This is a genomic window from Streptomyces sp. NBC_00086, from assembly GCF_026343255.1.
Classification (GTDB): Bacteria; Actinomycetota; Actinomycetes; order Streptomycetales; family Streptomycetaceae; genus Streptomyces.
The window spans coordinates 6,247,135-6,262,012 of the sequence record NZ_JAPELZ010000001.1 but is presented as its reverse complement, the minus strand read 5'-3'; the positions used below and the strand labels follow the sequence as shown (position 1 = coordinate 6,262,012).

Genomic DNA, 14,878 nt, shown 5'->3' with positions numbered 1-14,878 from the left:
CTACGACCGGGTCGGGGCGGCGGCCCGCTCCAGCACCTCCAGGACGGTGTCGCGGAACAGGGTGGTCTTGTACCCGGTCTGCGGTAGTGGGCGGCAGCGGGCCAGTACCGTCGCGGCCGCCGCCGCGAGGGCTTCGGGGGTGGCTTCCCGGCCGATCAGGGCGGCCTCGACCTCCGGCAGCCGCAGCGGAACCCGTGCCACCCCGCCCGCCGCGACGGCGGCGTGCGTGACGGTGGCGCCGTCCAGTGCGAGCCGGGCGGTGGCCTCGACCAGGGGCCATTCGCCGTGGGCCCGGCTGGTCGCCCGGTGGCAGGCGGCGCGTTCGCCCGGCAGGGGCGGCGGCAGCAGGACCGCGGTGAGGATGCGGTCCGGTGCCAGCAGGTGGTCGGCCTGGTGGAGCCGGTCGCCGTCCCCGTACAACTCGGCGACGCCGCGCGGCGATTCGCCGTGGACCTCGACCCCGGCGTCGTAGGTGAGCAGGGCCATCGCGAGGGTCGACGGGTGCGGGGCGACGCACGGGCCGTCGCCGCTGACCACACCGAAGTGGTGGTCGCCCTCGCGTGCGGGGCAGCCGGAGCCGCCCTTCTGGAGGCAGCTGAAGTGCGGATTGCGGTAGTACCAGCAGCGGTTGCGCTGGAGCAGGTTGCCGCCCAGCGTGCCGGCGGCGCGGATCTGCGGGGTCGCCGCGGTCCCGGCCGACACCGCCAGGGCGGGCCAGCCGGAGCGTACCCGCGGGTCGGTGGTCAGCTCGGCGAGCGTGGTCAGGGCGCCGATCCGCAGCCCGCCGTCGGGCAGTGGCGTACAGCCGCGCAGGCTGCCCGCACCGTCGAGGTCGGTGAACGGGCCCGGGGCGATGCCGGAGCGCTGCCGGGCGGTGGTGTCGGTTCCGCCGGCGCGCAGCTCCCCGCCGCGCGCCAGGACGGCGGCCGAGAGGTCGGTGAGGGTGGGCTCGGTGCTCACGTACCCAGTCCTTCCAGGAGGCGGTCGGGGCGGATGGGCATGTCGTACGGGCGCCAGCCGGTGGCGTCGTGGACCGCGTTGGCCAGGGCGGCCGCGGTGGGCAGGGTGGAGATCTCCCCGAGGCCGACTCCGCCGCCGGGGACGTGGTCGAAGCCCTCCTGGTGGAAGTGGACGGTGATCTCGGGGGTGTCCCCGATGCCGGGGATGCGGTAGTCCTCCAGGTTGTCGGTCAGCACCCGCCCCGTGGCCGGGTCGGTGCGCCGCTCCTCGAACAGGGCGTAGCCGACGCCCTGGACGACAGCGCCCTCGCACTGGCTGCGGGCGAGCCGTTCCTCGTGGATGCGGCCCGCGGCGATGCCGCTCCACACGCGCAGCGGGCGGATCCGGCCGAGCCGGGTGTCCACCTCCACCTCGGCGACCTGCACCGATCCGGTAAAGCCGCGGCCGATCGCCACGCCACCCATGGTCAGGTTGAGGGGGGTCACGAAGCCCCGGTGGTCCCGGGTGCGCCGGCCGGTGACCCGTACGCCGTGCGCCATGCCCAGCCGGGAGGCCACGTCGCCGTCACCGCCGCCGAGCGCCTCGCGCAGCCGTGCGGCGGCGTCCGCGGCGGCGGGCACGATCGACGGCGTGGTGCGGCTGCCGCCGGAAGTCGGGCCGTGGACGGTGTCGCTGTGCCCGACCTCGGCGCGCACCCTCTCCTCCGGTACGCCGAGCCCTTCGGCGACGGCGCGGCGCAGTACGGTGCGCGAGCCCGTGCCCATGTCCTGCACGGCGCAGCGGGCGACGACGATCCCGTCCTCGACGGTGAGCTCGACCTCGGTGACGGGGTCGAGGAAGTACAGCCAGTTGGCCGCCGCGACGCCGACGCCCCGGCGGAAGCGCCCGGTGCCGCCGCGGGTGCCCGCCCAGGCCGGGAGGGCGGAGGCCAGGTCGTACAGCGCGTGGCGCTTCGGGTTGCCGTCCCAGCGGCGCCGCAGGGCGATCGGATCCTCTCCCAGCCGGTGGGCCATCTCGTCGACGGCCTGTTCCAGGGCCCAGCACATCGTGGGTCCGCCCGGGCCGCGGAAGGGCGCGCCCGGCGGCCGGTGGGTGACGGTGTCGAAGTCCCGTAGCCGGCGCGGGGCCTTGCCGTACATGAACCGGGCGAGCGCGGCGACGGTGCCGCCCACCGAGACCCCGCCGTCGGTGTCCACGTCCATGGCCAGCGCGCTCAGCCCGCCGGTGGCGTCGGCGGCCATCGCCAGCCGGATCCGGGTGCCGGGCCGGTACCCGCCGTCGGTGAGCTCCTCGTCCCGGTCCAGCACCACCCGTACGGGGGCGCCGTGCAGCCGGGCCAGTTCCGCCGCGGCGATCACGTCGGAGGTCAGCCCCATCTTGCAGCCGAAGCCGCCGCCGACGTGGACGGCCCGGGCCACCACCCGTTCGAGGGGCACGCCGAAGCGCTCGGCGGCGAGTACGGCCACCTGCTTGACCGACTGCGTGGACACCTCCAGGTGGAGGGTGCCTTCGTCCCAGCGGGCCAGGCAGGCGTGCGGTTCGAGCGGGGTGTGGGTTTGCGCGGCGGTCGTGAACAGCCCCTCGACCACCCGCTCGGGGCTGTTCTTACGGGCCTCCGTGATCCGGCGCACGGCCGTGGCGGGCCGCTTGCTCATGGCGGAGGGTCCCCGCCGGTTCCCGCGCCAGCGCGCGGGCGTCAGCTGAGGAGCCTCCCCCGACCCGGGCGCCAGCTTCCGCGACGCCTTGTCCTCGTAGACCAGCGGCCCCTCGCCGGCCCGGGCCCGGCTCACGTCGAGGGCGGCCGGCAGCACCTCGTACTCCACCTTGACCCGCCCGGCGGCCGCCCGCGCCGAGGCCCGGTCCGCCGCGGCGACCGCCGCCACGGGCTGCCCGACGTACCGCACCACTCCGTCGGGGGGCAGCAGCGGCACCAGCGCCAGATCCCCCGCCTCCAGGGACCGTACGTACGCGTGCGCGTGCGGCGAGCGGATGATCACCCCCTCCAGCAGCCCCTCCGGCCGGTGATCGGTGGTGTACCGGGCCGACCCGTCGACCTTCTCGGGAGCCTCGGCGCGCGGCGGCGCCGGCACCTCCCCGTCGTAGTCCCCCGCACAGGCCGCCGCCACGGCACTGAAGATCCCCTCGTACGCCCCGCACCGGCACAGGTGCCCCGCCAGCGCCTCCGCGATCTCCTCCCGCCCCGGCCTGCTCCGCCCGTGCGCGGCCCGCCACCGCTCGAAGAACGCGGCCGCCTCGACCACGAACCCGGGCGTGCAGTAACCGCACTGGAGCGCGTCCTCACCGGCGAAGGCACGCCCGACCGGGTGACCGGCCAGCCCCTCCACCGTCGTCACCCGCCTCCCGGCCAGCCGCACCGCCGGCGTCAGACACGCCACCCGCGGCTCGCCGTCGACCTGCACCGTGCACGCCCCGCAGACCCCGCCGGCGCAGACCAGCTTGGTCCCCGTCAGCCCCAACTGCTCCCGCACCACCTCCACGGCAGCCGGATCATCGTCCACGTCCACCACACACGGGACGCCATTGACCTCGAACTCCACGAGACGCACTCCTCAACCGTGGGGGGCGACGACCCCCACACCATCCGGGCTCGCCTTCACCCCCTTGATAACCCGCCACGGCCCACCCCGCAGTTCGGCACACCCACCCCGAAACGCCACAACGCCCGCCACCCCTGGTCGGGGACGTGGCGGGCGCTGTGTCCCAGTCACTCACCTCACGCCGAGGCCACCTTGAATCCGGCCCGGATCACCTTGCCCACCCGTTCGTCGCGGATCCGGAACTCGTCCGCAGGCTCGACCACCAACCACAACCCCCGGCCGCTCCGGGCACCGAGGTCGGGCTGTTCCACGACGGGGCGACCCGGGCCGCTGTCGCGCACCTCGATCGTCACGATCCCGCCCGCCCACTCCAGACGCACGGCGAACTCCCGCCCCAGCGGGACCCCGTGCAGAACGGCATTCGTGGCGAGCTCGGACACACAGAGCCGTATGTCGTCGCGCCGCTCGGACACGCCCCAATCACCAAGCGTGTCTCCCACGAACTGACGGGCCGCGCGCACCGAGGCACGGGCCCGAGGGAACCGCTGCTGCCGGGACAAGGACATAGCACCCCACCGCCTTAACGCTGAGCTTCCAAGGCCTCACAGAACGTATCGCTATTCGCGAAAAGCGGCAAGGTTTGCAGGCTGGGATAGCGCGGAGGCGTCGCTTAACGTGGGCACCGGCAGACAGCGACGGACACTCGGGAGGCACCGTGAGCGGCAGCGGATGGACCGGCACGTCGATGCCGTACCTGACCCCTCGCCCCGACGGGGACTCCGATGCCTGGACCGCCGAGGCTGAGGCAGCGGGCCGCCGCGGCGCGCAGCGCATCCTGCACGCCGGCGCGGCCGACACCCCGGCCGAGGTCGCCCGCATGCTCGACCTCACAAGCGGGGAATCCGTCATCGTCCGCCGCCGGATCATCGAACTCGACGGCGAGCCAACCGAATTGACCGACACCTACTACCCTGCCGACATCGCCGCGGGCACCCCTCTGGCCGGCACGGCAAAGATCCGGGGCGGCGCGGTGACCCTGCTGGCCTCGCTGGGACACATCGGCGTACGGGCCGTCGAGAACGTGACGGCCCGGATGCCCGGCTCCGAGGAGCGGGAGCATCTGGGCCTCGGGCCGTTCGAGCCGATCCTCCAACTCGCCCGGACCACCTATGACTCGGCGGGCCGGCCGATTCAGGCCGACGTGATGGTCATGCCTGCCGGACGCCAGCAGTTGCGGTACGAGATCGACATCGAGGTCGCATGACCCTGTCCAGTTCCGAAGCCGCAGGCCCCGACCCCCGGCCGCTCCATGCCCGCATCGCCGCCGATCTGCGGGACGAGATCATGAACGGCGACCTCGCACCCGGATCGAAGCTGCCTTCGACGTCACAGCTGAAATCCCGGTTCGACGCCTCCAACGCAACGATCCAGAAGGCCGTCCGGCTCCTCAAGGACGAGGGACTGGCTCTGGGCCGTGCGGGCGCGGCAGTGACCGTACGAGACACCCGGCAGCGGACCGTCCGCCCTTCAGGCTCCCTCACGCCCGCCGTGGATGGGGCGTCCTACCCATGGCTCACCGAAGCATCGGAACCGGCCCGCGCGGCACACAGCACGTTGCTGGCAGTGGAAGAGGTGTCCGTCGTCGGTGATGTCGCCGCCGCTCTCGGCCTCCCCGAGGGCAGTGCGGCCGTGTGCAGACGCCAGCTGATCACCATCGAGGGCGAACCCGCCGAGCTGGTGAGCTCGTACTACCCGCCGGACCTCGCGCGCGGCACCGCCCTCGCGGAACCCCGCCGGATCCGGGGCGGCACTCCGACCCTGCTGACGGAACTCGGCTTCCCACCCCGCCACAGCATGGACCGGCTCTCCGCCCGCGTCGCGACGCAGGAGCAGTACACCGCCCTACGGCTACCCGGCGACCTCCCCGTCCTGCGGACCCTCCGTGCGGTTTACGGCGCGGAGGGACAGCCGATCGAGGTCACCGTCATGGTGAAGGCAGGCCACCTGTACGAGCTCCAGTACGAGTTCGCGCCCGAAGCCTGACCACCCCGGAACGCCACAACGCCCGCCACCCCTGGTCGGGGACGTGGCGGGCGTTGTGTCGAGTGCCGTACTTCGTTGTACGGACCGTATGAGGGGTCCTCCCGGAGGAGGGGTTCTGCAGGTACTGCGTGTTACACGGTGATCGAGCGGTCCGTCGGCTTGACCGGGTACGGGAGGGCGCTGGTGCCGGTCAGGAAGCGGTCCACGCCGCGGGCGGCCGAGCGGCCTTCCGCGATGGCCCAGACGATCAGCGACTGGCCGCGGCCGGCGTCGCCGGCGACGAAGACGCCGTCGACGTTGGTCGCGTAGGAGGCGTCGCGCTCGATGTTGCCGCGGGCGTCCATCGCCAGGCCGAACTGCGCCGTGAGGCCGTTCTCCTGGTCGGTGCCGGTGAAGCCCATCGCCAGGGTGACCAGCTGCGCGGGGAGGACGCGCTCGGTGCCGGGCTTCTGGACGAGCTTGCCGTCCTCGAAGGCGACCTCGACGAGGTGGAGGGCCTTGACGTTGCCGTCCTCGTCGCCCTCGAAGTGGGTGGTGGAGACGGAGTAGATCCGCTCGCCGCCCTCCTCGTGAGCAGAGGTGACCTTGTACAGCATGGGGAAGGTCGGCCAGGGCTGGCCGGCCGGCCGGTCCTCGGAGGGACGCGGCATGATCTCCAGCTGCGTGACCGAGGCCGCGCCCTGGCGGTGGGCGGTGCCCACGCAGTCCGCGCCGGTGTCGCCGCCGCCGATGACGACCACGTGCTTGCCCTCGGCCGTGATGGGGGGCGCCATGAAGTCGCCCTCCTGGACCTTGTTCGCGAGGGGGAGGTACTCCATCGCGAAGTGGATGCCGTTCAGGTCGCGGCCCGGGACCGGGAGGTCGCGGGAGATCGTCGCGCCCGCCGCGATGACGACCGCGTCGAACCGCTTGCGCAGGTCCGTGGCGGTGACGTCGCGGCCGACCTCGACGCCCGTACGGAACTTGGTGCCCTCCGCGCGCATCTGCTCGATGCGGCGGTTGATGTGCACCTTCTCCATCTTGAACTCGGGGATGCCGTAGCGCAGCAGCCCGCCGATGCGGTCGGCGCGCTCGTACACCACCACGGTGTGGCCGGCCCGGGTCAGCTGCTGGGCCGCGGCGAGACCCGCCGGGCCGGAGCCGATGACCGCGGCGGTCTTGCCCGACAGGCGCTCGGGCGCCTGCGGGGTGACGTCGCCGTTGTCCCACGCCTTGTCGATGATCGAGACTTCGACGTTCTTGATGGTGACGGCCGGCTGGTTGATGCCGAGCACGCAGGCGGACTCGCACGGCGCCGGGCACAGCCGCCCGGTGAACTCCGGGAAGTTGTTCGTCGCGTGCAGCCGCTCGGAGGCGGCGGTCCAGTCCTCGCGGTACGCGAAGTCGTTCCACTCGGGGATCAGGTTCCCGAGGGGGCAGCCGTTGTGGCAGAACGGGATGCCGCAGTCCATGCAGCGGCCGGCCTGCTTGCTGATGATCGGCAGCAGCGAGCCCGGAACGTAGACCTCGTTCCAGTCCTGGAGGCGCTCGGCCACAGGACGGGTGCAGGCGGTCTCGCGCGGGGTGGTGAGGAAGCCCTTCGGGTCAGCCATTGGTCGCCGCCTCCATCATCTTCTCCGTGGTCTCGGACTCGGAGAGTCCGGCGAGCTCAGCGGCGTCCTTGGCGGCGAGCACTGCCTTGTACGTGGTCGGGATGATCTTGCTGAAGCGGGCCGCCGAGGCGGTCCAGTCAGCCAGGAGCTTCGCGGCCACGGTCGAGCCGGTCTCCTCCTCGTGGCGGCGCACCACATCGTGCAGCCACTGGGCATCCGTGTCGGAGAGGGCTTCGACCGCGCCCGTGTTGCCGACGTTGACGTTGTTCGGGTCGAGGTCGATGACGTACGCGACGCCGCCCGACATGCCCGCCGCGAAGTTGCGGCCCGTCTCGCCGAGGACGACCGCGGTGCCGCCGGTCATGTACTCGCAGCCGTGGTCGCCCACGCCTTCCGAGACGACCAGGGCGCCGGAGTTGCGGACGCAGAAGCGCTCGCCGGTGCGGCCGCGCAGGAACAGCTCGCCGCCGGTGGCGCCGTAGCCGATCGTGTTGCCCGCGATGGTCGAGTACTCGGCCAGGTGGTCGGCGCCGCGGTCCGGGCGGACCACGACGCGGCCGCCGGAGAGGCCCTTGCCGACGTAGTCGTTGGCGTCGCCCTCGAGGCGCAGCGTGACACCGCTGGGCAGGAAGGCGCCGAAGGACTGGCCGGCGGAGCCGGTGAAGGTCAGGTCGATGGTGTTGTCGGGCAGGCCCGCGCCACCGAACTTCTTCGTGACCTCGTGGCCGAGCATGGTGCCGACCGTGCGGTTGATGTTGCGGATCGCGACCTGGGCGCGGACCGGCTGCGCGGTCTCGGCCGAGTCGGCGTTCAGCGCGTCCGCGGCGAGGCGGATGAGCTCGTTGTCGAGCGCCTTCTCCAGACCGTGGTCCTGCTCGATCAGGGCGTGGCGGACCGCGCCCTCGGGCAGCTCCGGCACGTAGAAGAGCGGCTCCAGGTCGAGACCCTGCGCCTTCCAGTGCGTGACGGCCTTGCTGGTGTCGAGGAGCTCGGCGTGGCCGACGGCCTCCTCGATCGTGCGGAAGCCCAGCTCGGCGAGGAGCTCGCGCACCTCCTCCGCGATGAACTCGAAGAAGTTGACGACGAACTCGGGCTTGCCGGAGAAGCGGTCGCGCAGGACCGGGTTCTGGGTGGCGATGCCGACCGGGCAGGTGTCCAGGTGGCAGACGCGCATCATGACGCAGCCGGAGACGACGAGCGGCGCGGTCGCGAAACCGAACTCCTCGGCGCCGAGCAGCGCGGCGATGATGACGTCGCGGCCGGTCTTGAGCTGGCCGTCCGTCTGGACCACGATGCGGTCGCGCAGCCCGTTGAGCAGGAGGGTCTGCTGGGTCTCGGCGAGGCCGAGCTCCCAGGGACCGCCCGCGTGCTTCAGCGAGGTGAGCGGGGACGCGCCCGTACCGCCGTCGTGGCCGGAGATGAGCACGACGTCCGCGTGGGCCTTGGAGACACCGGCCGCGACCGTACCCACGCCGACCTCGGAGACCAGCTTCACGTGGATGCGGGCGACCGGGTTGGCGTTCTTGAGGTCGTGGATCAGCTGAGCCAGGTCCTCGATGGAGTAGATGTCGTGGTGCGGCGGCGGGGAGATCAGGCCGACACCCGGGGTGGAGTGCCGGGTCTTGGCGACCCACGGGTAGACCTTGTGGCCGGGCAGCTGGCCGCCCTCGCCGGGCTTGGCACCCTGCGCCATCTTGATCTGGATGTCGTCCGCGTTGACCAGGTACTCGCTCGTGACACCGAAGCGGCCGGAGGCGACCTGCTTGATGGAGGAGCGGCGCGCCGGGTCGTACAGGCGGTCCGGGTCCTCGCCGCCCTCACCGGTGTTGGACTTCGCGCCCAACTGGTTCATGGCGATGGCGAGGGTCTCGTGCGCCTCCTTGGAGATGGAGCCGTACGACATGGCGCCGGTGGAGAAGCGCTTGACGATGTCGGCGACCGACTCGACCTCGTCGATGGAGATGGCTTCGCGCTCGGACTTGAAGCCGAAGAGCCCGCGGAGCGTCATCAGGCGCTCGGACTGCTCGTTCACCCGGTCCGTGTACTGCTTGAAGATGTCGTACCGGCGGTTGCGCGTGGCGTGCTGCAGGCGGAAGACCGTGTCCGGGTCGAACAGGTGCGGCTCGCCCTCGCGGCGCCACTGGTACTCGCCGCCGATCTCCAGCGCGCGGTGCGTGGCCGCGATGCCGGAGGCCGGGTACGCCTTGGTGTGGCGCGCGGCCACCTCCTTGGCGATGACGTCCAGGCCGGCGCCGCCGATCTTCGTGGCGGTGCCCGCGAAGTACGCCGCGACGAACTCCTCGTTCAGGCCGACGGCCTCGAAGACCTGCGCGCCGCGGTAGGAGGCGACGGTGGAGATGCCCATCTTGGACATGACCTTCAGGACGCCCTTGCCGAGCGCGTAGATCAGGTTCTTGATGGCCTGCTCCGGCTCCAGGCCGGACAGGAAGGTGCCCGCGGCGAGGAGGTCCTCGACGGACTCCATGGCGAGGTACGGGTTGACCGCGGCCGCGCCGTAGCCGATGAGCAGCGCGACGTGGTGGACCTCGCGGACGTCGCCGGCCTCGACCAGCAGGCCCACCTGGGTGCGCTGCTTGGTGGCGATGAGGTGGTGGTGCACGGCCGAGGTGAGCAGCAGCGACGGGATCGGCGCGTGCTCGGCGTCGGAGTGACGGTCCGAGAGGACGATCAGGTGCGCGCCGTTCTCGATGGCCGCGTCGACCTCGCCGCGGATCTCCTCGATGCGGGCGGCCAGGGCCGCACCGCCGCCCGAGACCCGGTACAGGCCCGAGAGGGTGGCGGCCTTCATGCCCGGCATGTCGCCGTCGGCGTTGACGTGGATGAGCTTGGCCAGCTCGTCGTTGTCGATCACCGGGAACGGCAGGGTGACGCTGCGGCAGGACGCGGCGGTCGGCTCCAGCAGGTTGCCCTGCGGGCCGAGCGAGGACAGCAGCGAGGTGACGAGCTCCTCGCGGATGGCGTCCAGCGGCGGGTTGGTGACCTGCGCGAAGAGCTGGGTGAAGTAGTCGAAGAGCAGCCGGGGGCGCTCGGACAGGGCCGCGATCGGGGAGTCCGTACCCATGGAGCCGAGCGGCTCGCCGGCGCTGCGGGCCATCGGCGCGAGGATGACGCGGAGCTCTTCCTCGGTGTAGCCGAAGGTCTGCTGGCGGCGGGTGACCGAGGCGTGGGTGTGCACGATGTGCTCACGCTCGGGCAGGTCCGTCAGCTCGATCTCGCCCGTCTCCAGCCATTCGGCGTACGGGTGCTCGGCGGCCAGCGCGTCCTTGATCTCGTCGTCTTCGATGATCCGCTTCTGGGCGGTGTCGACGAGGAACATCTTGCCGGGCTGCAGGCGGCCCTTGCGGACGACCTTGGCCGGGTCGATGTCCAGGACGCCGACCTCGGAGGAGAGCACGACGAAGTCGTCGTCGGTGACCCAGTAGCGGCCGGGGCGCAGACCGTTGCGGTCGAGGACCGCGCCGACCTGGGTGCCGTCGGTGAAGGTGACGCAGGCGGGGCCGTCCCACGGCTCCATCTGCGTGGAGTGGTACTTGTAGAACGCGCGGCGGGCCGGCGACATGGAGGTGTGGTTCTCCCACGCCTCCGGGATCATCATCAGCACGCTGTGCGGGAGGGACCGGCCGCCGAGGTGGAGCAGCTCCAGGACCTCGTCGAAGGAGGCCGAGTCGGAGGCGTCCGGGGTGCAGATCGGGAAGATCCGCTCCAGGGCACCCTCGCCGAAGAGGCCGGAGGCCAGCTGGGACTCGCGGGCCCGCATCCAGTTCCGGTTGCCCTTGACCGTGTTGATCTCGCCGTTGTGCGCGACGAAGCGGTACGGGTGGGCCAGCGGCCACGACGGGAAGGTGTTCGTCGAGAACCGGGAGTGGACCAGGGCGATCGCGGAGGCGAAGCGGCGGTCCGAGAGGTCCGGGAAGAAGGGCTCCAGCTGGCCGGTGGTCAGCATGCCCTTGTAGACGATCGTGCGGGCCGAGAGCGACGGGAAGTAGACCCCGGCCTCGCGCTCGGCGCGCTTGCGCAGCACGAAGGCCTTGCGGTCCAGCTCGATGCCCGAGGTCCCGTTGCTGACGAACAGCTGCGAGAAGGCCGGCATGGTGGCGCGGGCGCCGTTGCCGAGCAGGTCGGGGGTGACCGGAACCTCGCGCCAGCCGAGAACCGTGAGGTTCTCCTCGGCGGCGATGGCCTCGATCTGCTCCACGGCGACGGCCTGTGCGGTGCCGTCGGCGGGGAGGAAGGCGATGCCGACGGCGTACGCGCCGGCCTCGGGAAGGTCGAAACCGGCCACGTCGCGCAGGAACGCGTCCGGGACCTGGGAGAGGATGCCGGCGCCGTCGCCCGAGTCGGGCTCGGATCCGGTGGCGCCTCGGTGCTCGAGGTTCCGCAATACGGTCAGCGCCTGCTCGACCAGCGTGTGGCTGGCCTCGCCGGTGAGGTTGGCCACAAAGCCGACGCCACAGGCGTCGTGCTCGTTGCGCGGGTCGTACATGCCCTGCTGGGCGGGGCGACCGTCCATGGGCGACCAGGCGGTGTTGCTGAGGCCGGTCGCGGAGTGCGTGGATGCGGAACGCATCGGCTCTCCCGTCGTCGTCGTGGCATATGTGCATAGCCGAGGGACGACGTTGGCCCTCTGCGAAATTTCGTGCAGATTACATGATGACGACAATCCCGCGAAGCGGATATGTCATTCCAGCATGCGGACACTGCACGGAGCAGACAAGAGGGGACTTTCGCAGGTGTCCGGCATCGGGACACGGGACGAAGGTCCCGGTACGGGGCGGGCCTCATTGCCCGGCGCCCAGGGTCTGATGCCCGGCGGACACAGGATCGAAACCGCCGAGTAACTGACTACTTATGTTGCCTACTGCATAGTGTCTCACTCCCTGCACGGTCAGCCTACGGCTCCACCGATCCAGGTTCCCAGGATGTACGTCACACCCGCGGCCGCGCCACCCAGGACGAGCTGGCGCAGCCCGCTGTACCACCAGGAGCGGGCCGTGACCCGGGAGACCACCGCGCCGCAGGCGAAGAGCCCCACCAGGGCCGCGAGCACCGCGGGCCACAGGACGGTCGCGCCGAGCAGGTAGGGCAGCAGCGGGACGAGCGCGCCGAGCGCGAACGATCCGAAGGAGGACACGGCGGCGACCATCGGCGACGGCAGGTCGTCCGGGTCGATCCCGAGCTCCTCGCGGGCGTGGATCTCCAGCGCCTGCTCCGGGTCGCGGGAGAGCTGCATGGCCACCTCGCGGGCCAGCGCCGGCTCGACGCCGCGCGAGACGTAGAGCTCGGCCAGCTCCTCCATCTCGTCGATGGGGTGCTTGCGCAACTGCTGGCGCTCTATGTCCAGTTCGGCGAGCACGAGCTCGCGCTGCGAGGCGACCGAGGTGTACTCCCCCGCCGCCATGGAGAAGGCTCCGGCGGCGAGGCCGGCCAGGCCGGTGACGACGATGACGTGCGGGGCGACGGCGCCGCCGGCCACACCGGTCATCAGCGCGAGGTTGGAGACGAGCCCGTCCATCGCACCGAAGACCGCCGGGCGCAGCCATCCGCCGTTGACGTCACGGTGGGTGTGGTTGGTGCGGTGGGCGGTGTGAAGCGGCGCTTCGATATCGATGATGGACATTCCGGCTATCTCCCCTTTTGTACGAGTGGGTGCACAGAGCTGTGCCATGGACGACGCGCGGACACCCACTCCCCCTGAACACCTCGAAACTACGCACGATTTTTGCCGCCCGCCAGCAAGGAAGGCCGTACTTACCTGGGGTTTTGGGGATCGGCGACCGGGTGACGGGGACCTGCGGCGGGTGTTTCGCGACGAGCGACAAACCACATGCCATGGCACAAATCCCCCAAGGGCTCAATATGAGTCCCATCAAGTGGAGAGGCGCGCCATGGAGCTGATTGCATGCAATCCGCAGGTCCTCCTCGAACGGGCCCGGGGCGCTCTTCTCGGACTCGCGGTGGGTGACGCGCTGGGCGCCCCCGCGGAGAACATGAAGCCCTCGGAGATCCGGGCGAAGTGGGGCCGGATCGAGGGCTTCGTCTCGGACGACCCGGCGGGCACGGACGATACGGAGTACGCGATCTTCTCGGGCCTGCTGCTGGCCCGACACGGGTCGGCGCTGACGGTCGCCCACGTCGAACGGGCGTGGCACCACTGGATCGCGGACCTGGACGAAGGCCCGTTCCGCGGTGCGGGCTTCTCGGAACGCGGCACCCTGGAGAACCTCCGCCGGGGGCTGGCGGCCCCCATCTCCGCCCAGCACCGGCACGCCTGGTCGGACGGTCTGGCCATGCGGGCGGCCCCCTTCGGCGTCTTCGCGGCGGGCCGCCCGGCCGAAGCCGCCCGGCTCGTCGCCATCGACGGCTGCGTCAGCCACGACGGCGAGGGCATCTACGGCGGCCAGGCCGTCGCGGCCGGGGTCGCCGCGGCGATGGCCGGGGGCTCCGCGGCCTCCGTCATCTCGGCGGCCCTCTCCGTCATCCCCTCCGACTCCTGGACGGCCCGCTCCCTGCGCCGGGCCGTGACGGCCGCCCCGCGCGGCGAGCGGGCGGTCCGCTCGGCGGTGGTCATCGGCGGCTACCCCTGGACGGACCTGGCCCCCGAGGCGGTCGGCCTCGCCTTCGGCGCGTTCGCCGCGTGCGGCGGCGACTTCGCCTCCTCGGTCCTCATGGCGGTCAACATGGGCCGCGACGCGGACACCACGGCGGCCGTGGCGGGCGCGCTCGCCGGCGCCATGTCCGGCGCCCCCGCCATCCCGGCCGCCTGGTCCTCGGTGATCGGCCCGGTCCGCGGAAGCTGCCTCCCCTCGATGCGCGGCTACCACGTCCTGGACATCGCGGACCTCCTCACCCCGGAAACCGAGACCCCCCGATGACCCTGACTCCGACCACCCCGCCCCCCACCACCCCGCTTCCCACCAACCCGCCTCCCCCACACGACACCGCACCCGAGAAGGCCACCCGCCAGGACGCCGCGCGGGCCGACGCCCGGTCTGAGCGGGCCCCGGAGGACGGCACCCTGACCCGGCCGGCCGACGGCCGGGAGGCCGCTCGGGCCGACGGCCGGGAGGCCGCTCGGGCCGACGCCCGGGAGGCCGCTCGGACCCCGGAGGGCGACACCCCGACCGGGCCGGCCACCCGCCAGGACGCCGCGCGGCCCGACGCCCGGTCTGAGCGGACCCCGGGGGACGACACCCTGACCCGGCCGGCCGACGACCGGGAGGCCGCTCAGCCCGACGCCCGGACCGAGCGGACCCCGGAGGACGACACCCTGACCAGGCCGGCCGACGACCGGGAGGCCGCTCGGACCCGGGAGGGCGACACCCCGACCGGGCCGGCCACCCGCCAGGACGCCGCTCGGGCCGACGCCCGAACCGAGCGGACCCCGGAGGACGACACCCCGACCCGGCCCGCCGACGGCCGGGAGGCGGGCGGGGCCGTCGCCCCCGCGGGCGGTCGCCCCGAGCCCGCCCGGGGCCCGGGGATCGCCGGTACGCCGGTGCCCGGGTTCCTCCGCGCCGCGACCGCCGCCCCCGGGCCGGCGGAGGCACCGGCGCCGGTCCGGGGGCCCGGGGGCCTGCCCCCGGTTTCGGGAAGGGGCGGGTACGGGGAGAGTCCCCCCGCCCCGGAGCCGGCCCCCACCGGGCACGACGCCCCGCCTCGCACGCAGCCCCGTACCGCCGGCGCGGTGGTGGTGGACGCGCCCGG

General features: G+C 72.4%; 9 protein-coding genes. 3 read left to right on the top strand and 6 right to left on the bottom strand.

The genetic code is table 11. From position 1 onward, the window contains the following. The 3 genes from OG276_RS28350 to OG276_RS28340 form a co-directional block, all read right to left on the bottom strand. A complete protein-coding gene (locus tag OG276_RS28350; RefSeq protein WP_266909521.1) occupies positions 1-960 on the bottom strand; it encodes a xanthine dehydrogenase family protein subunit M in 960 nt (319 codons plus the stop codon). After that, positions 957-3,518 (bottom strand): molybdopterin-dependent oxidoreductase, encoded by a 2,562-nt coding sequence (locus OG276_RS28345; RefSeq protein ID WP_266909520.1) that lies wholly within the window; start codon positions 3,516-3,518, stop codon positions 957-959. The genes OG276_RS28350 and OG276_RS28345 overlap by 4 nt, the downstream gene beginning before the upstream one ends. A 176-nt stretch (positions 3,519-3,694) precedes the next feature. Next, a complete protein-coding gene (locus OG276_RS28340) occupies positions 3,695-4,084 on the bottom strand; it encodes an ATP-binding protein (RefSeq protein WP_266909519.1) in 390 nt (129 codons plus the stop codon). A 149-nt stretch (positions 4,085-4,233) separates the two neighbouring features. Between OG276_RS28340 and OG276_RS28335 the strand changes: the two genes are divergently transcribed. After that, positions 4,234-4,782, top strand: coding sequence for a GntR family transcriptional regulator (locus tag OG276_RS28335; protein ID WP_266909518.1), 549 nt, complete (start codon positions 4,234-4,236; stop codon positions 4,780-4,782). Further along, complete coding sequence (locus tag OG276_RS28330) at positions 4,779-5,561, top strand: GntR family transcriptional regulator (RefSeq protein ID WP_266909517.1); 783 nt, start codon at positions 4,779-4,781, stop codon at positions 5,559-5,561. The genes OG276_RS28335 and OG276_RS28330 overlap by 4 nt, the downstream gene beginning before the upstream one ends. A gap of 131 nt (positions 5,562-5,692) precedes the next feature. Here the strand turns inward: OG276_RS28330 and OG276_RS28325 are convergent, their stop codons facing one another. The 3 genes from OG276_RS28325 to OG276_RS28315 all read right to left on the bottom strand — a co-directional run bounded on the left by OG276_RS28325 (position 5,693) and on the right by OG276_RS28315 (position 12,791). Then, positions 5,693-7,153, bottom strand: a complete 1,461-nt coding sequence (locus OG276_RS28325) for a glutamate synthase subunit beta (RefSeq protein ID WP_266909516.1) — start codon at positions 7,151-7,153, stop codon at positions 5,693-5,695. Further along, positions 7,146-11,684 (bottom strand): glutamate synthase large subunit, encoded by a 4,539-nt coding sequence (gltB, locus tag OG276_RS28320; protein ID WP_266913176.1) that lies wholly within the window; start codon positions 11,682-11,684, stop codon positions 7,146-7,148. Before gltB ends, OG276_RS28325 begins: the two co-directional genes overlap by 8 nt. 375 nt (positions 11,685-12,059) lie before the next feature. Then, the gene (locus tag OG276_RS28315; RefSeq protein WP_266909515.1) at positions 12,060-12,791 is read right to left on the bottom strand and encodes a VIT1/CCC1 transporter family protein; all 732 of its coding nucleotides are present in this window, start codon (positions 12,789-12,791) and stop codon (positions 12,060-12,062) included. A gap of 268 nt (positions 12,792-13,059) precedes the next feature. Between OG276_RS28315 and OG276_RS28310 the strand changes: the two genes are divergently transcribed. Continuing rightward, positions 13,060-14,046: an ADP-ribosylglycohydrolase family protein gene (locus OG276_RS28310; RefSeq protein ID WP_266909514.1), complete on the top strand. Its 987-nt coding sequence runs from the start codon at positions 13,060-13,062 to the stop codon at positions 14,044-14,046. Positions 14,047-14,878 lie beyond the last annotated feature (832 nt).